This window comes from Sphingobacterium sp. JUb20 (genome assembly GCF_004342035.1).
Taxonomy (GTDB): Bacteria; Bacteroidota; Bacteroidia; order Sphingobacteriales; family Sphingobacteriaceae; genus Sphingobacterium; species Sphingobacterium anhuiense.
Genome location: NZ_SLYV01000011.1, coordinates 158,985 through 174,912, shown reverse-complemented (window position 1 = coordinate 174,912; position 15,928 = coordinate 158,985). Strand labels below are relative to the sequence as shown.

Below are 15,928 nucleotides of genomic sequence, written 5' to 3'. Positions count from 1 at the left end.
TAGTAGTTGTAAAGTCAATTTTACTATCTAAAGGTAATCTTACAGGCATTTATCCTTCATCACAGGCGTACTTATAATAAATCTCAGAAAATTAACATTTCATGAAGTGATTTGGATTTCCACGCTAATAAGAAAACGCTATTCAACTAACCATACTGAGGTTCGCTGAATAGCGTTTTGTGCAAATATTTGTTGTTATATTTTTACTTGATCACTACAGAAAATGCGTAATCTGTTGGTGGAAGACATTGGGTCTTATCGCATGCTTGGTACTCTACACTTCCTTTTACAGTTGTTGCTCCTTTATTTAATTTTACTTTTTGCTGAAAAATTACTTCTTTTTTAAAGTAGCCTACATTCATTTTAAATACCTCTTCGTATTTTGTTGCAGCTTTAGGTTCAGCCGTTTTACCGTTTAGCGTATAATCTTTAGATGCAGGGAACGTAAATGAGGTAGGTATAGGACCATTTTCACCCACATTTTGAGAATAAATGTGCCAACCGTCCTGAATAGTGGCTTTGATAAAGATAACTGCTTCCTTATCATTTAATTTTTTTGAAGCAACAGTCCATTTAACAGGATCGTGGATTTGAGCTACTGCTCCTGAAATAGCAAAAAATAATACTGCTATTAATAATGTTAATTTTTTCATGGAATATATTTGTTTTTTTATTGTTACAAAGCTATCATTAGCATATTGATTGTTTTTAGTAAACGATAGGCATTGATGGTTTCATCAGAATATTTTAATATTAAAAACTTTCTATACAAATCATGCTCTTGCTATAAGACCGTCGAAAATAGCTAAAGTTTAATTTCTTTTAGCAAATTTACTTTTTTGGTATAATATATTTATCGGAGCAGGGTAAATATTTTGTTGCTTAAAGGACATATTTAATCTCCTGGAGATTGAACTCTTTTATTTCATTTGCGATTTGAATCTGTAATAGGCCATTTGAAAGTACTTGTATTATTTTCCCTTCAATTTCTGTTTCATTGATCAGATATTTTTTCATCTCATTTCTTCTAAAAAGATTTTGATTGAATGCTAATAGTTGCTGATCTTGATCCAGATTTTTTAAGCGATTGTACTCTGTATCTAAAAATTGATAAAGTTCTGTCGCTAGCGATCGTATGTGATAGGGTTCTTCTTGTTTGGTGATAGATTTTAGTGAGGTAATATGTTGCGTATCGCCAAATGAAGTCTGATTTATATTAATACCGATCCCAATAATACTTGTTGCGATTTTATTTCCTTTTATCGTGTTCTCAATTAGTACACCCACTATTTTTTGGTCATTTATATAAATATCATTTGGCCATTTGATTTGCACTTTTTGGTTGGTTTTTGTTTTTAACCAGTTAAATATTCCGAGACATATGGCGCACGATAAGGTAAATTGTTGATCTATTCTTAAAAAATGCGGGTAGATGAGGATTGATGTAATGATATTTTTACCAGGTTCGCTTTTCCAAATGTTACCCCTCTGCCCCTTCCCCGCGAATTGTTCTACTGCTAAAATGGCAGAACCTTCGTCCTGTGGCTTGAATTTTGACAAGTTTTCTTTAAAATAATCATTTGTGGATGCCACTCGATCGACAGTAATTACATTTTGACCGATAATAAGTCCTGAAAATGTGTTATTTTGCAAGGTGATAATTTTTTAATTGTATACAATAGTCAAAACTATAATTTTTTTTAATGGATAAAAATAAAAGTTCAGAATTGTCAACACGACTGTCAGAGGTGGTGGTATATGGAATGCAAGAGAAGAAAGCAAATGAAATAGTGCGATTGGATTTGAGAAATATTAACAGTTCTGTTTCCGATTATTTTGTAATTTGTCATGCAGATTCCCATATTCAAGCGCAAGCAATTGCGAAAAGTGTAGAAGATGAAGTCTATAAGACATTTGGTCAAGACCCACAATATAAAGAAGGCCAGAGTCTTGGCGAATGGTTGATCCTTGACTTTGTAGATGTAGTTGTTCATATCTTCAAGAAAGAAAAAAGGGCACTCTATGCGATCGAGGATCTATGGGGCGACGCTCAAATTCAAGACTTTCAAAGTGCTTAATTAAGATAGAAAAAATAGAATTAAAACGATATAAATAAGAAAGAATGAAGAAAATACCAACTGGTAAAATAACCCCAAAACCGCCCAAGTTTAATGTCATGTGGCTTAGTTTTGCTTTGATATTGGTTTTTTTTGCCCTACAATACGTTTTTAGTGATAATTCGGCTAAAAAAATCACGTACAGTGAATTTGAATCTACCATTTTACCAACAGGTGATGTAGAAAGATTAGAAGGTACTAAGAAAAATGATCTCGTACATATTGATGTTTATATCAAGAAAGATCGTTTAAAAGATGAAAAATATAAAAATGTTGCTCCAGGAGCTAATGCATTGTCTTTGAACCCTGAAGTAGGCCCTCAATATTACTTTACTGAAGCTTCCGCTGATATTTTGGCTTCAAATTTAAAAGCGGCGCAAGAAAATCTTCCTACAGGTACACCGCGATTGAGTGTAAGTTATGAAGATCGTTCTAACCCATGGGCTAATTATTTTGTGACCTTTATTTTACCTCTTGTTGTGATGGTATTATTATGGTTATTCTTGATGCGCCGTATGAATGGTGGTGGCGCTGGCGGTGGTGGTCAGATATTTAATATTGGTAAATCTAAAGCACAGCTGTTTGATAAAGAGTCTTCTATTAATATTACTTTTAATGATGTTGCAGGTTTAGAAGAAGCCAAACAAGAAGTAATGGAAATTGTGGATTTCTTGAAAAACCCACGCAAATACACAAACCTAGGGGGTAAAATTCCTAAAGGGGCATTATTAGTAGGCCCTCCGGGAACCGGTAAAACGTTACTTGCGAAAGCTGTGGCAGGTGAAGCACAAGTTCCTTTCTTCTCTTTATCAGGTTCTGATTTTGTTGAGATGTTTGTGGGTGTTGGTGCTTCTCGTGTTCGTGATTTGTTTAAGCAGGCAAAAGAAAAAGCACCATGTATCATCTTTATCGATGAGATTGATGCTATAGGCCGTGCACGCGGTAAAAACTCCATGATGGGTGGTAATGATGAACGTGAAAATACTCTAAATCAGCTTCTTGTTGAGATGGATGGTTTTGGAACGGATTCAGGTGTTATTATTTTAGCCGCAACCAACCGTATTGATGTATTAGATAGTGCACTGTTACGTCCGGGACGTTTTGATAGACAGGTTTCTATTGATAAACCCGATTTAATCGGTCGTGAGCATATTTTTAAAGTTCACTTGAAACCGCTAAAGTTATCGGAAGAAGTTGATGCTAAAAAACTGTCGGCACAAACTCCGGGATTTGCTGGAGCAGAGATTGCCAATGTTTGTAATGAGGCTGCCTTAATTGCTGCACGTAAGAATAAGACAGAAATTGATATGCAAGATTTTCAAGATGCGGTAGATCGTGTTATTGGAGGTCTTGAGAAGAAAAATAAAATCATTTCACCAGAAGAGAAGAAAATTGTTGCTTACCATGAGGCTGGTCATGCGATTGCAGGTTGGTTTTTAGAGCATGCAGATCCATTAGTGAAAGTATCTATCGTGCCTCGCGGCGTCGCTGCACTGGGTTATGCGCAGTATTTACCTAGAGAGCAGTTCTTATATACGACCGAACAGTTAGTTGATAGTCTGTGTATGACAATGGGTGGACGTGTAGCTGAAGATATCACATTTGGACGTATCTCGACGGGTGCGCAAAATGATTTGGAAAGAATCACAAAATTAGCATACGCGATGGTTGCTATCTATGGTATGAATGATAAAGTTGGGAATGTTTCGTTCCGAGATGGATCTGAACAATTTCATAAACCTTATTCTGACAAAACGGCAGAGTTAATTGATTCTGAGGTACGTAATTTAATTACTGACGTTTATGCAAGAACAAAACAATTATTGTTAGATAAACAAGAAGGTTTGATTGCGATCGCCGAAAAACTATTAGAGAAGGAAATCTTATTTCAAAGTGACCTGGAAGAAATTTTGGGAAAACGCCCTTTTGATACAAAAACAACGTATGATGAGTTTGTGAATAGTGGAGATGGTGGCGGTGTTCCGCAAACAGATCTTCCGTTAGATGTGTTACCTGAAGAGGCGAGCAGCGCAGAACCCAAAGTAGGTATTAAAGAAGAGGATAATCCAAACGTATAAATTTTAATTCTACAGCGCTTCTGAAAAGAAGCGCTGTATTTTTTATCAGTTCCACCGTATGAATGTTAAAAATAGCAGCAGCAAAGAGCAAATGCTTAGTAAAATAAGAAAAGCTCTGGTAGAAAAGACAGAAAATCCACACCCCAAATTTCAGAAAACACCTTTATATCAGGAGGAAGATGAGCTTGTTGATGTGACCTTTGCACGCGAATTAACAGCAGTAGGGGGTAAGTTTTTGTATTGTGATGGCGAGATTGAACTGATTGAGAATTTGATTAACCTGACGGAGGAAAATAATATTAAAAAAATATTTACCTGGGAAAAAGGTGTGCAAGACCTTTTAAACCCTTACGGTTTTCCTATACATACTGATGAAACTGAATTTGATGCCGCGGATGCAGGGATAACTTCTTGTGAAGTTATGATTGCGCGTAACGGTAGTATCATGGTCAGCAATGCTAATGCATCAGGACGTAGATTGGGAATTTATCCGCCCATCCATATTGTTATTGCAAAAGCTTCGCAGATGGTATGGGATATTAAAGATGCATTATCCTATATGCAACGACGCTATGGCAATGAAATGCCCACAATGGTTTCTACAGTTACAGGACCTTCCCGTACGGCAGATATCGAAAAACGCCTGGTCCTGGGGGCTCATGGGCCAAAAGAATTATATGTTTTATTATTAGAGGATCGTTTTTAATTATATGATACAGGAATACCTTTTTTTAACTCCAGTTGCGAGTATTATCTTTGCTTTGACAGTGGCTTCAAGTATCTATAGTTTTTCCAATCCCCAAGTATTGGGAGAGATGATGTTACATCCTTACAGTATATATCGTAAAAAACGCATTTATACTATTTTAACCAGCGGCATGGTTCATAAAGATTGGGGACATCTCCTTTTTAATATGATCACATTTTATTATTTTGGATTTGGCTTAGAAAAAATATTGATACAGGTCAGTGATTGGGGACACCTTCAGTTTGCAATCATTTATATTTCCAGTTTAATATTGAGTGATATCCCTACCATTTTCCAGCACAAAAATAATCCGGGCTATTATAGTTTAGGTGCATCAGGTGCAATCTGTGCTGTTTTATTTAGCTATATCATGTTTGATCCTAAAATGATGCTCGGTATCTTTATGATCATTCCAATGCCTGCTTACATATTTGCTGTACTTTTTCTTGGTTACTGTATTTGGGCATCTAAAAATTCAAGAGACGGTGTCAACCACGATGCACATTTATTTGGAGCAATCTCGGGAGTGATTATAACCTTGTTACTCTATCCATGGATTTTTAAGCATTTTATAAGTCAATTTTAGCACTATCCTGCCCAGTTTTCGCGGTCTAAGCTTCTATATTGTATTGCTTCAGCAAGATGATGATTCTGGATGTTGGTTTCTTGTTCCATATCGGCGATTGTTCTAGCTACTTTTAAGATTCGATCATATGCTCTTGCCGATAAACCTAATTTCTCCATGGCGACCTTAAGGAGCTGTGTTCCCTGATGATCTATCTGACAGCGTTCACGAACCTGGATACTGCTCATTTGAGCATTACTATGAATTTCACTATACTGTTTAAAACGTTCGTTTTGAATTTTTCTAGCAGCAATGACCCGTTGTCGCACCACTATGCTTTTTTCTGATGTTTCATTAGAGACAAGCTCTTTAAATGCCACAGGTGTCACTTCCACATGGAGGTCGATTCGATCCAGTAGTGGTCCTGATATTTTGCTTAAATAACGTTGCACGGCATTGCTACCACATATGCATTCTTTTTCGGGATGATTGTAATATCCACATGGACATGGATTCATGGCAGCAATTAACATAAAGCTTGCTGGATAATCGACCGAAAATTTTGCTCTTGAGATTGTAATATTCCGTGACTCTAATGGTTGTCGCATCACTTCCAATACAGTTCTTTTAAACTCCGGAAGTTCGTCCAGAAATAAAACACCATTATGTGATAATGAGATTTCTCCAGGTTGAGGAGTTGCGCCACCCCCGACCAGAGCAACATCAGAAATGGTGTGATGGGGAGACCGAAAGGGTCTAGTTGTCATCAAAGATTCCTTGGCCGACAGCTGTCCAGCCACAGAGTGGATTTTAGTAGTTTCTAATGATTCTTCTATTGTTAATGGGGGTAAGATCGTCGCTAATCGCTTCGCTAGCATTGTTTTGCCAGCTCCTGGCGGGCCTATTAAAATGACGTTGTGACCGCCTGACGCCGCAATTTCTAAAGCTCTTTTAATGTTTTCCTGACCTCTAACATCACCAAAATCAGTTTCAGCCTGATCGATTTTTTTTAAAAATTCTTCTTCAATATTAATAACGGTTGGCATAAGATCATGCTTATCGTTAAAAAAATCCACAACTTCCGTCAGATTATCAACGCCGAAGATTTGTAAATTAGAAACAATTGCGGCTTCTCTTGCATTTGTATTCGGAAGAATAATTCCTTTGAAATTATCTTTAAGCGCCTGAATAGCGATGGGTAGCACTCCCTTTATAGCTTGAATCTTACCATCTAGCGAGAGCTCACCCAATATGAGGTAATCCGTTAATTTGTCGACATTAATTTGATTAGATGAAGCCAGTATTGCTGTCGCAATTGCAAGATCATAAGCTGAGCCTTCTTTGCGAATATCTGCTGGGGCAAGATTGACAACGATTTTTTGTCTGGGCATGCGAAGACCGCAAGACACAATGGCACTTTCTATACGCTGTAAGCTTTCTTTGACAGCATTATCGGGCAATCCAACAATATAATATCTTGTTCCAGCTGTTATATTTACTTCAACAGCTACACTAGTTGCTTCAATGCCATATACTGCACTACTATAGGTCTTTGTTAACATATAATTGGTCTAACTGATCATTAAAGTTAATAAAAAGGTTTAACTATTTCTTGAGAATTATTTTTTTCCTTTGAGGAACAGCATGAAGTTGTGGTTTTAGATAAAATACATTATATTGTAGTAATTGATATTTATCATATGTCAAAAAATAATTGGTTTTGGCAAACGATTTGCTACTCTATTTGTATTATTAATGAATAGAACGGATTGCAAAGAATTAACATTTAAAGTTTAAGAATATGAATGATACTAGTAAAGTAGTAGTGGCATTATTGGCAGGGTTAGCTGCAGGAACCGCTTTAGGAATTTTATTCGCACCTGATAAAGGAACAGAGACAAGAGACAAGTTAAATGAATCATTAGCAGATTTGGGAGATGCTATCCGTGAACGCGCAGAAGAGCAGTTTGATCAGCTTAATGACTTCAAAGAAAAAATAGTTTCAACCCTCAAAACAAAAATCAATAAAGGGGAAGAAATCTTCGAAGACGAAATAACAGAACACGCGTAAGTGGCTGTTGGTTTTAGAGCTTAAAAAAATATTATAGACCATATTATCAGAGGCTAAAAAGCCTCTGATTGTTAAAATAAAAATAAATGGAAGAAGAAAAATTCTCGCTTAGTGGAACATTCCAAAAGACAAAGGAATATTTAGATTCGCAATTAAATTTAATTCGGCTAAAGACCGTTGAGCGATCTTCCCGTTTGATCGCAAGCTTGATTGTCGATGGAGCAAAAATTATTTTAACCTTATTTATTATATTTTTCCTTTGTCTTGCCCTTGGTTTTTATTTGGGAGAAGTACTAGGTAGTAATTCTTTAGGATTTTTAGCGACAGCAGTAATATTTTTGGTGATACTGTTATTGATTCGTGTATTAGAACCAAAATTGGAGACTAAATTTATGGATTTGTCTATCCGCAGATTCTCTGCAAAATGGGATGATGAAGCAGATGAAGAAGAAAATAATTTGAAACAAGAAAACTTAGAAGATGACGAAAAAAAGCAAAATTCATAACCTCGCAGAGCTTAAGGCTGAAATCGCGCGTCTCAAGATTTTAAAAAACGAACAGGAAGCATATTTAAAGTCTCAAGTTAAATTACTGAATCATAAAATAGAGACGCCTGTACGTATTTTTAATGCGCTTAAATCTAACATTCCAGGTGCAAATATCATAACAGGTCTTTTTGCTTCGAATAAAAGTAGTGGAAATCCTAACTCAGATTGGGTAACAAAAGCCCTGCGCATTGGTGTACCTTTTGTTATGAATAGATTTTTCTTTAAAAAAGCTGGTGTTTTAAAGAAAGCTCTTCTTCTATTAGCTTCAGAAAAAGCTCTTGGTCAGGTTAATCAAGATAAAATTTCAAGTATTATCGAGAAGGTGACAGATTTTATCAAACCTAAAAAGAAGAAGAAAAAGCAGGTCGATGTGGAGAAGCTTCCCGTAGTTGAAGATCAGGTGAATGAATATGGTATACCTTCCTACAGTGAAACCTATTAGTACGATACCAGTTTCCCAGAGTCGGTGTAGCCAAGGTTGCCATTTACTTTATTAACGAACTGTTGGCGATAGCTATCTTACTTTGGCCCCATATAGTGCTGCTAATACTTAGTTATTTCGTTGAAAATAGTAATTCTTATTTTATGAGATGAACTTTCGAATGTTGCACTGGCATCTAAGATTTCATGACCCCTGGCTAAACTTTGATCGGTTATACTCCCCACTTAATTTTAGTATACTATTGATTACTGCAAGAATAAGATTATTTTTGCAGGATATTTTATTATAATGGGTAAAGACAAACTTAGAAAATTTGCAGAAATTGGTACTTTTGACAATGTCGTAGAACTTGATGCAGGTAAAGCGCTTAAAGGTCAATGGGCTAAAACGCATTTTAAAAATGATAATCCAATTGTTGTAGAGTTGGCTTGTGGAAAAGGTGAATATACTGTTAATTTGGCCAAGCTTTTCCCTGAAAAGAATTTTATTGGTGTTGACTATAAGGGTAACAGGATTTGGAGAGGAGCAAAAACTGCTATTGAAGAAGGTATTAGTAATGTTGGATTTCTACGTATTCAGATTGAAACGATTTTGGAATATTTTGCAGAGAATGAAGTTTCTGAAATCTGGATTACATTCCCAGACCCACAACCGCAGGATAGCCGTGAGAAAAAAAGACTGACCAATCCAACTTTCTTAGGCCGTTATAAGTTTGTTTTAAATGATGGTGGATTTATGAACCTGAAAACTGACAACGATGGTTTTTATAATTACACTTTAGAACAGATTGAAATCTTAGGACTGCCTAAACATGTCGAAACAGCAGATTTGTATCATTCTGATTTAGTAGATGAGGTGTTGTCTATTAAAACATATTATGAGAAGAAATATTTGGCTGTTGATAAAAATATAAACTATGTTAAATGGTCATTCGATCAGATATAATTCTTTTCTGAAATGCATTTCATAAATAAGAAGGCTCCATCCGATTAGGATGGAGCCTTCTTATTTATGCCTCTACTTGCGCTTTAGGAGGAAAGTTTTTATGTTTTCTTTTGCTTATTTTTTCGATATTGACCGGTTGAGGGATCTTGACATAGTATCCAGTACCATCATATGTACGCTTCAACGGATCTTCTTGGCAAGCTGTTGAGCAACAGCCTTCAAGTTTTTCACCACATGCATCACATTGTGTGAAATGCTCATTGCAGATCGGGCTGGCACAATTAATCATCTTCGGTGTTTCTTTTCCGCAGTTTTTACATTTTGAAACTACTACGGGGTTTACAGAGTTGACATCAACAGTAACCCTGTTATCAAAGACGTAACATTTACCATCGAAGTCTTTACCTCCGGCCTCTTTACCATATTTGATAATACCGCCATGTAGTTGATAGACATCTTCAAAACCTTCTGCCAGTAATAATGCTGATGCCTTTTCACATTTGATACCACCAGTACAGTAGGTTAAGATTTTTTTACCTTTATATTTTTCGAGTTCTTTAACTTTTTCAGGGAATTCTCTGAAATTTTCAATGTCTAAAGTAACTGCATTTCTAAAGTGACCAACATTATGTTCATAATTAGAGCGTACATCAAGAACAACAACATCATCTCGGTCTTTCATTTCCATGAAGTCTTTAGGTTCAAGATGTATTCCTGTTTTCTGAGTGGGGTCAATAATTTTTGGATCCCGTAACCCCGAGTGAACAATTTCAGTTTTGTAACGGCAGTGCATCTTTATAAAAGATGGTTCCGTAACATCGTCTATTTTAAACTCCGTATGATTGAATCTTCCATCGGCATAAATGGCATCCATATATACTTGGCATGACTCTGGTGAGCCCGAAACCGTTCCATTAAGACCTTCGTCAGCAACGATAATACGTCCAACTAAATTTAATGATTTACAAAATTCTAAATGATCTGCCGCGAATTTTTCAGCGTCAGCGATAGGACTGTAGCAATAGTACAGTAAAGTTTGATATTGTGCCATAGTTTTCATTGATACCGCTGCAAACGGCGTTTAATGCAAATGAATTATAGGGCAAATTTAGTTAAAAATTGGAAATTATACAATTTTTAACTTTTTCACATCGGCCTTCGAAGGACGATCATTGGTATGGAACATAAAAAACTACAACCGTTACATCAATGATATTCGTCATTTTTTCTTTAGGGGCTCTAGTAAATACTCGAGTCCGTTTAATTTTATTTCATATAATGTACCCAGCTGAATCCCCAGCTTTCCTGGTGGAAAACCCTTCTGGTGGAACCATACGAGATAAGGTTCGGGTAAGTTACAGAGCGTATAGCCTTGGTATTTTCCAAAAGGCATTTTAACGGTTACAAGTTCAGTAAGTATTTCAGGGTTCATCATTAGTCTTCAGGATTACCATTTTTGATACGGTATACAATCATTTTCAATGCTATTATAACGTGGTTGAACAGATTGGGAATTGTACCGTAGTATTTTTGAAAAATGTCATAGCGTTCTTTCAAAGATTCGCGATGTCTTTGTTTCGACATTCCACCAACTAAATAACGTGCAACATGCTGATGGGCATTAACAGCGATAGATGATTTTTTTGCGGCCTTAATGACCCAATCTATATCTGCACACAATTTGTACTGTAAGTCATAAGGTTCTGCAATAGTGCGTTTGATATAGATTGCCTGATGACAGATATTCATACCATAGCGAAAGCTTTTCCAGTTAAAATATGCAGGAACCTTATGCCGGCGTTCACCAATTATTTCTCGCTGTTCGTTTATTAAGAAAGTTTCACCATAAATAATATCAGCTCCTTCACTTACTTCTGCTAGGCTTGCTAACGTTTCCTTACTGTACAACTCATCTCCAGAATTCAAAAATAGGACATAATCACCTGTGGCCAGCGCTAGACCTTTGTTCATTGCATCGTAAATCCCGTTATCCTTTTCGGATAAAATAACGGATATTTCTGGTCTATATTTTTCGATCACATCCAATGTTCCATCTGTAGATAAACCGTCAATAACAATGTACTCTACATGTTTGTAGGTTTGACTCACAACAGATTTTAAGGTATATTCAATATCCCGCACATTATTGTAAACGACTGTAATGATGGAAAACGTGGGATTATTATACATGTTATTTTTTTAATTCGTTGAGTTTCTTTTTTGCAAAACGGATCCCTCTTTGTAAAAGTGAACCTTTTCTATTGGCATAAAAATACTTAATTGATTGATAAGCTTGTGCATGCTCTTGAATTTCTTGCGGAAATTGTGTTATTTTTTTATTTGCAAGTACAACTTGGTAGGTCGTCTCTGCGGCTGTATGTGTTCCGGATCCATCATTACCGATATTCTGTGTCAATGAATTGCGGGGATAAAGCACTAACCCGTTGTTTTTAAAAACAGATGCATACCAGCGGATGGCCCAAGAGTTGATTTTTCCAGCTTTAAATTCTTTCACCTGCTTCCAAAAATTCTCCTTGCCTTCTATACTAAATTGGTGAATTTGCTCAGCAGTAAAATCATCTGTTAAGGCATTAATATCGCTATTGAAATGATTCCAAGCGCGATCCCATGTTGCCCAGCCCCAACTATTTGCTACTCTAAAGAAAAACGTTTCAGGTAGAGTTTCAATATCTTTTACGGGATAACCATAGCCAGATATCTGCATGACCTGATCTTGATGTCGGTAAAGTTCTAGAGCATCATTAAAGTATTCCAAAGCAAATGGGGAGGTTACTAAATCATCTTCTAGAACAATCACTTGACCATATTGTTCTACAATTTTAGTGACACCGTCGATGACATTTGCTGCTAATCCGCAATTTGACTCCCTTAAAGTAAGGGTTACAGCTTTAAATCTCCAATTTCTATTGATAATTTCCCGCACTTGTTCTACTGCAGCCTTTGATTGCTCATTTTTAGCAGCATCCGCATAAATAAATAATTCAGACTCGGAAGCCAGATTATTATTTTCCAGTGCCTTTAACGTGCGTAAAGTGTGATCTGGTCGATTGTAAACAAATAAGATAATGGGAGCTGTTGACATTATGGTTATATTCCTAAGCAGTTATTTTCTTTGTAAAATAGGGATGTGGCTTTTCGATGTATAGCACCGATTGCTATACCTGAAAATGGGATATGTTTAAATCCTTGCTGTAAAAGAAAGTCAATAGCAGGTTGGTAGTGTGCCCTTTCAGAATCGTCCAATATCAATACGCCACCAGTACTTAATTTTTCAATGGCACTTTTACAACAGGAAACGCGCTTTCTGCCATCTACAATAACAATATCAAAAAGTTGCTCTTCTTGTTTTATTGCGTTGATATAGTCATCCTTTTCTAGTGAAATGTTTTTAATGGCAACATTGGCTGGCATTTGATTTTTAATACGTTCAAACCAATTTTTATCATGTTCTACAGCAGTAACTTTTTTGACATGTTTGGCATAGAATAAGGTTGAATTTCCTGCTCCGTATTCAAAAAGTAATAAGTTCTTATTTAAACGGCCATCAATAAAATCTAAAAAGGAGTAAGTGAGCCAAGGGATCGGATTCCCATTCGGATCTAATGATTCTTTGTTTAAATAGGAGTTGATCCAGCCTGTCTGAACGAAATATCCCTTAAAGGCCAAGGATAATAACCCCTTAATTAATTTACTATTGAATAATGATTGATAGCTACCTGTTTTTTCCATTTTTTAGATTTTATTAGTGGAAATAAACTTAGCGATTTATTTTCAAAAATCTTTCTTTTATCGTAGATAAAAGCCCTAAAAGAAAAAGTGATTTGATCATTAAAATAGCATTTGGGCGAGTTCTTTTAATGAAAAGAAGGAAAAAAGTCGAAGCAAAATAGGCGATCAGCGTTGCGTAAGCAGCTCCAATAATTCCAAATTTTGGTATGAAGAAATAATTCAGCACGACATTAACAATCGCACCAAAAGCTGTTCGGTATAAGGTGATCTTTGTCAGGCCTTCAGCAATGAGATATTGCGCACTTGCTGTTCCTAAGAACGTAAAAACCCCTGCCCAAATATGTACTTGAAGTGTATGCAGTCCAGGTGCGTACTCTGGCTTATAATATTTAAATATAAAGGGAGCAAGGAATGTAACAACCAAAGCAACAGATACGCTAACAAAAACCATAAGCTCATATAAGTTTCCTAGTCTTTTTTGATATAACTCAGGACTCCCTTTTCGCGCATTCATTATGGCGGGGAATAATGATGTGGAAATAGCAACAGGTATAAAATACCAACTTTCGCTAAAATTTACGACAACCGTATAAACACCTAATGCTGATTTACCCAATATCGCATCGATCATCAATTGGTCGATCTTCATGTAAAAGGTAATAAACAAAGAAGAGAAGGCCAATGGCCAGCCCTGTTTGATCAATTCTTTAGCGGTAGTGGCGTCATATTTCCATTTGGAAATATGATGCCCCAGTTTACGGTAGAGTGCTAAATACCCGATTTGTAAAATAAGAACATCAATCACTAAAGTCCAGATGAAGGCATCTAGTGGGGCTTTTAAAAGAATTAATATCAGCTTTATAGCCGCAGAAAGAATGTTTCCTCCTACCTGTACGATCATAATCATCTTACCTTTCACCTTGGCCTGAAAGAAGCTGTCGATGATCTGAACGGCCTGTATAATACAGATAAAGGAGACTAGTACAATTTGTTTGAAGGTAGCAGCTGGGGCTTCTGGTGCGTATTGAGCGATGAAAAAGTAAGTGATGTAAATAAGTGGCAAGACGAGTAAACCCGTTATGATACGAATGCGTAATGCCGAACCTAAAAGCTCATTTTCCTTTTCAGGATGTTGAATGATTTGTCGGGTGATGAGGCCATCGGTACCCATTGTGGAGATGCCTGTAAAGAAAGCAAGCAAAACTAAGGGATAACTGTAAGTACCGAAATTTGCACTACCTAAATAGGAAGGTAATGCAACAGTTGTGACCAACATCTTGATAAACAGGGATCCTACACGGGCCATTAAAAGCCAACCCGTGTTTTTGAAATATTTTTCGAATGCCTCTGGATTAAATCCTGGTAATGCCGGTATTTTCATTATGATGCAAACCTACTGATTTTTTTTAGAGGTTTGTATGAGAATCCTTCCGTAATATTACAATACATTAATCGTATTGGAGAATTCGGATAAGCTGGGGTGTGTTGGATTAAGGTCTGTTACAAGGTAATTGACATCATGAATTGGAACAACTTTCATTTTCTGAACCGAGTTTAATTTTTCGGCAATGCTTAAGATAACTAGTTTGCTTGAACATTTAATCATGGCTTTTTTAATTTGGACAACTTCCCAATCAGAATCTGTAACGCCATCTTGAGTGGAAAGACTATTTGTTCCTAATAAACAAAGATCTACTTTGATATCAGAGAGCTCATTGGTTACTTGAGATCCAGATACGATATTTGTATTTCTAGAAAGTTTTCCACCAATTAAAATAACCTCTAAGTTAGGTTTTTCAGCTAATTCTAATGCAACAAGGGGGCTGATCGTAAATATGGTACATTGAAGACTGTCCGGTACTAGTCGAGCAAGTTCAATCATTGTTGTTCCACCACCAGCAAGAATGGTCATGCCATTTTGAAGTAAAGTAATTGCTTTTTTAGCAATTTCCTTTTTAGCTTCTTTCGCATATACATTTCCATCTTGAAAAGGAAATTGAAAAGATTTGGATAAGGCTCCACCGTAAACCTTTAGTACTTTGCCATTTTCCGCTAATTCATTTAAATCACGACGTATGGTGTCTTCAGAAACATTGAGCTGAATGCTTAAATCTGAAGATAATACTTTATTGTGCAGATTTATTTGGTGTATAATAAAAGCTTGTCTTTCCTCTTTTAACATGACAGATAGTTTATATAGTCGAAATAATTTATATACAAATGTAATTAAATGAAGGTATAAAAAATAAAAGTATTTTAACCGTTATCTTTATTTTTTATCTGCGTTACTCCCGCTTTAAATCGCGGTTTAAAACCAGTCGGTTTGCTAGCTGGTTCAAGTGGATCCTCTTTAACAGTTTGATCCTTTTGCTCTTCTGATTTATGTTCCGTATTTATCGGTTCTGTTGCAGTAGCTTGTTTTGTTAGTCCTGCTTTAAATCTAGGTTTAAATCCAGCAGGTTTGTTTGCTGTTTCAGCAGGCGTGTCCTGTTGATCCGTTTTTTCAAGCTGTACATCTGCTTTTTGTTCCGCATCTGTCGGTTCTACTGCAGTCGCCGGTTTTGTTACTCCAGCCTTAAATCTGGGTTTAAATCCAGCAGGTTTATTTGCCGTTTCAGCAGGCGTGTTCTGTTGATCCGTTTGATCAAGCTGTGCATCTACTTT

At 36.3% G+C, this 15,928-nt stretch carries 18 protein-coding genes; 8 read left to right on the top strand and 10 right to left on the bottom strand.

Annotated features, from left to right (window positions below):
• Positions 1 to 203: 203 nt before the first annotated feature.
• Both EDF66_RS18975 and EDF66_RS18970 read right to left on the bottom strand, forming a co-directional pair.
• On the bottom strand, positions 204 to 653 hold the full coding sequence (locus tag EDF66_RS18975; RefSeq protein ID WP_132844341.1) for a protein-disulfide reductase DsbD domain-containing protein: 450 nt from the start codon (positions 651 to 653) through the stop codon (positions 204 to 206).
• A gap of 229 nt (positions 654 to 882) precedes the next feature.
• Positions 883 to 1,653 carry a biotin--[acetyl-CoA-carboxylase] ligase gene (locus EDF66_RS18970; RefSeq protein WP_243656090.1) on the bottom strand — a complete coding sequence of 257 codons (771 nt, stop codon included), beginning with the start codon at positions 1,651 to 1,653 and terminating at the stop codon, positions 883 to 885.
• A gap of 50 nt (positions 1,654 to 1,703) precedes the next feature.
• Between EDF66_RS18970 and rsfS the strand changes: the two genes are divergently transcribed.
• From rsfS to EDF66_RS18950, 4 genes are read left to right on the top strand one after another with little or no spacing between them, the layout of a single operon-like run.
• On the top strand, positions 1,704 to 2,078 hold the full coding sequence (rsfS, locus tag EDF66_RS18965; protein WP_021191401.1) for a ribosome silencing factor: 375 nt from the start codon (positions 1,704 to 1,706) through the stop codon (positions 2,076 to 2,078).
• Between the two features lie 44 nt (positions 2,079 to 2,122).
• A complete protein-coding gene (gene ftsH, locus EDF66_RS18960) occupies positions 2,123 to 4,195 on the top strand; it encodes an ATP-dependent zinc metalloprotease FtsH (protein WP_132844339.1) in 2,073 nt (690 codons plus the stop codon).
• A gap of 58 nt (positions 4,196 to 4,253) precedes the next feature.
• Positions 4,254 to 4,901 (top strand): lactate utilization protein C, encoded by a 648-nt coding sequence (locus EDF66_RS18955; protein WP_132844337.1) that lies wholly within the window; start codon positions 4,254 to 4,256, stop codon positions 4,899 to 4,901.
• Positions 4,902 to 4,905: 4 nt separating this feature from the next.
• Positions 4,906 to 5,529, top strand: a complete 624-nt coding sequence (locus EDF66_RS18950; RefSeq protein ID WP_132844336.1) for a rhomboid family intramembrane serine protease — start codon at positions 4,906 to 4,908, stop codon at positions 5,527 to 5,529.
• A gap of 2 nt (positions 5,530 to 5,531) precedes the next feature.
• Here the strand turns inward: EDF66_RS18950 and EDF66_RS18945 are convergent, their stop codons facing one another.
• Positions 5,532 to 7,070 carry a YifB family Mg chelatase-like AAA ATPase gene (locus tag EDF66_RS18945; protein ID WP_132844334.1) on the bottom strand — a complete coding sequence of 513 codons (1,539 nt, stop codon included), beginning with the start codon at positions 7,068 to 7,070 and terminating at the stop codon, positions 5,532 to 5,534.
• Between the two features lie 239 nt (positions 7,071 to 7,309).
• On the opposite strand from EDF66_RS18945, the gene EDF66_RS18940 reads away from it, so the two are divergent.
• From EDF66_RS18940 to trmB, 4 genes are all read left to right on the top strand, one after another.
• The gene (locus EDF66_RS18940; protein WP_021191406.1) at positions 7,310 to 7,579 is read left to right on the top strand and encodes a YtxH domain-containing protein; all 270 of its coding nucleotides are present in this window, start codon (positions 7,310 to 7,312) and stop codon (positions 7,577 to 7,579) included.
• 86 nt (positions 7,580 to 7,665) lie between these two features.
• Positions 7,666 to 8,085: a hypothetical protein gene (locus tag EDF66_RS18935; RefSeq protein ID WP_132844332.1), complete on the top strand. Its 420-nt coding sequence runs from the start codon at positions 7,666 to 7,668 to the stop codon at positions 8,083 to 8,085.
• Entirely contained in the window at positions 8,060 to 8,569 is a 510-nt protein-coding gene (locus EDF66_RS18930; protein WP_132844330.1) for a hypothetical protein, read from the top strand. The genes EDF66_RS18935 and EDF66_RS18930 overlap by 26 nt, the downstream gene beginning before the upstream one ends.
• 288 nt (positions 8,570 to 8,857) lie before the next feature.
• Positions 8,858 to 9,514: a tRNA (guanosine(46)-N7)-methyltransferase TrmB gene (trmB, locus tag EDF66_RS18925; RefSeq protein ID WP_132844328.1), complete on the top strand. Its 657-nt coding sequence runs from the start codon at positions 8,858 to 8,860 to the stop codon at positions 9,512 to 9,514.
• A 64-nt stretch (positions 9,515 to 9,578) separates the two neighbouring features.
• Here the strand turns inward: trmB and EDF66_RS18920 are convergent, their stop codons facing one another.
• From EDF66_RS18920 to EDF66_RS18890, 7 genes are all read right to left on the bottom strand, one after another.
• Positions 9,579 to 10,565, bottom strand: coding sequence for a rhodanese-related sulfurtransferase (locus tag EDF66_RS18920; protein ID WP_132844327.1), 987 nt, complete (start codon positions 10,563 to 10,565; stop codon positions 9,579 to 9,581).
• Between the two features lie 168 nt (positions 10,566 to 10,733).
• Positions 10,734 to 10,946 (bottom strand): DUF3820 family protein, encoded by a 213-nt coding sequence (locus EDF66_RS18915; RefSeq protein WP_197086434.1) that lies wholly within the window; start codon positions 10,944 to 10,946, stop codon positions 10,734 to 10,736.
• Between the two features lie 2 nt (positions 10,947 to 10,948).
• Complete coding sequence (locus EDF66_RS18910) at positions 10,949 to 11,704, bottom strand: glycosyltransferase family 2 protein (protein ID WP_132844325.1); 756 nt, start codon at positions 11,702 to 11,704, stop codon at positions 10,949 to 10,951.
• Between the two features lies 1 nt (position 11,705).
• Positions 11,706 to 12,617 (bottom strand): glycosyltransferase, encoded by a 912-nt coding sequence (locus EDF66_RS18905; protein WP_132844324.1) that lies wholly within the window; start codon positions 12,615 to 12,617, stop codon positions 11,706 to 11,708.
• A 5-nt stretch (positions 12,618 to 12,622) separates the two neighbouring features.
• On the bottom strand, positions 12,623 to 13,264 hold the full coding sequence (locus EDF66_RS18900) for an FkbM family methyltransferase (protein WP_132844322.1): 642 nt from the start codon (positions 13,262 to 13,264) through the stop codon (positions 12,623 to 12,625).
• A 28-nt stretch (positions 13,265 to 13,292) separates the two neighbouring features.
• Entirely contained in the window at positions 13,293 to 14,645 is a 1,353-nt protein-coding gene (locus EDF66_RS18895; protein ID WP_021191413.1) for a flippase, read from the bottom strand.
• Positions 14,646 to 14,702: 57 nt separating this feature from the next.
• Positions 14,703 to 15,446 carry a DeoR/GlpR family DNA-binding transcription regulator gene (locus EDF66_RS18890; protein ID WP_132844321.1) on the bottom strand — a complete coding sequence of 248 codons (744 nt, stop codon included), beginning with the start codon at positions 15,444 to 15,446 and terminating at the stop codon, positions 14,703 to 14,705.
• Positions 15,447 to 15,928: the final 482 nt, after the last annotated feature.

What these genes read in the sequence shown, in the direction of transcription:
- EDF66_RS18975 (WP_132844341.1), bottom strand. Translation starts at nt 653, where the DNA reads ATGAAAAAATTAACATTATTAATAGCAGTATTATTTTTTGCTATTTCA.
- rsfS (WP_021191401.1), top strand. Translation starts at nt 1,704, where the DNA reads ATGGATAAAAATAAAAGTTCAGAATTGTCAACACGACTGTCAGAGGTG.
- ftsH (WP_132844339.1), top strand. Translation starts at nt 2,123, where the DNA reads ATGAAGAAAATACCAACTGGTAAAATAACCCCAAAACCGCCCAAGTTT.
- EDF66_RS18955 (WP_132844337.1), top strand. Translation starts at nt 4,254, where the DNA reads ATGAATGTTAAAAATAGCAGCAGCAAAGAGCAAATGCTTAGTAAAATA.
- EDF66_RS18950 (WP_132844336.1), top strand. Translation starts at nt 4,906, where the DNA reads ATGATACAGGAATACCTTTTTTTAACTCCAGTTGCGAGTATTATCTTT.
- EDF66_RS18945 (WP_132844334.1), bottom strand. Translation starts at nt 7,070, where the DNA reads ATGTTAACAAAGACCTATAGTAGTGCAGTATATGGCATTGAAGCAACT.
- EDF66_RS18940 (WP_021191406.1), top strand. Translation starts at nt 7,310, where the DNA reads ATGAATGATACTAGTAAAGTAGTAGTGGCATTATTGGCAGGGTTAGCT.
- EDF66_RS18935 (WP_132844332.1), top strand. Translation starts at nt 7,666, where the DNA reads ATGGAAGAAGAAAAATTCTCGCTTAGTGGAACATTCCAAAAGACAAAG.
- EDF66_RS18930 (WP_132844330.1), top strand. Translation starts at nt 8,060, where the DNA reads ATGACGAAAAAAAGCAAAATTCATAACCTCGCAGAGCTTAAGGCTGAA.
- trmB (WP_132844328.1), top strand. Translation starts at nt 8,858, where the DNA reads ATGGGTAAAGACAAACTTAGAAAATTTGCAGAAATTGGTACTTTTGAC.
- EDF66_RS18920 (WP_132844327.1), bottom strand. Translation starts at nt 10,565, where the DNA reads ATGGCACAATATCAAACTTTACTGTACTATTGCTACAGTCCTATCGCT.
- EDF66_RS18915 (WP_197086434.1), bottom strand. Translation starts at nt 10,946, where the DNA reads ATGAACCCTGAAATACTTACTGAACTTGTAACCGTTAAAATGCCTTTT.
- EDF66_RS18910 (WP_132844325.1), bottom strand. Translation starts at nt 11,704, where the DNA reads ATGTATAATAATCCCACGTTTTCCATCATTACAGTCGTTTACAATAAT.
- EDF66_RS18905 (WP_132844324.1), bottom strand. Translation starts at nt 12,617, where the DNA reads ATGTCAACAGCTCCCATTATCTTATTTGTTTACAATCGACCAGATCAC.
- EDF66_RS18900 (WP_132844322.1), bottom strand. Translation starts at nt 13,264, where the DNA reads ATGGAAAAAACAGGTAGCTATCAATCATTATTCAATAGTAAATTAATT.
- EDF66_RS18895 (WP_021191413.1), bottom strand. Translation starts at nt 14,645, where the DNA reads ATGAAAATACCGGCATTACCAGGATTTAATCCAGAGGCATTCGAAAAA.
- EDF66_RS18890 (WP_132844321.1), bottom strand. Translation starts at nt 15,446, where the DNA reads ATGTTAAAAGAGGAAAGACAAGCTTTTATTATACACCAAATAAATCTG.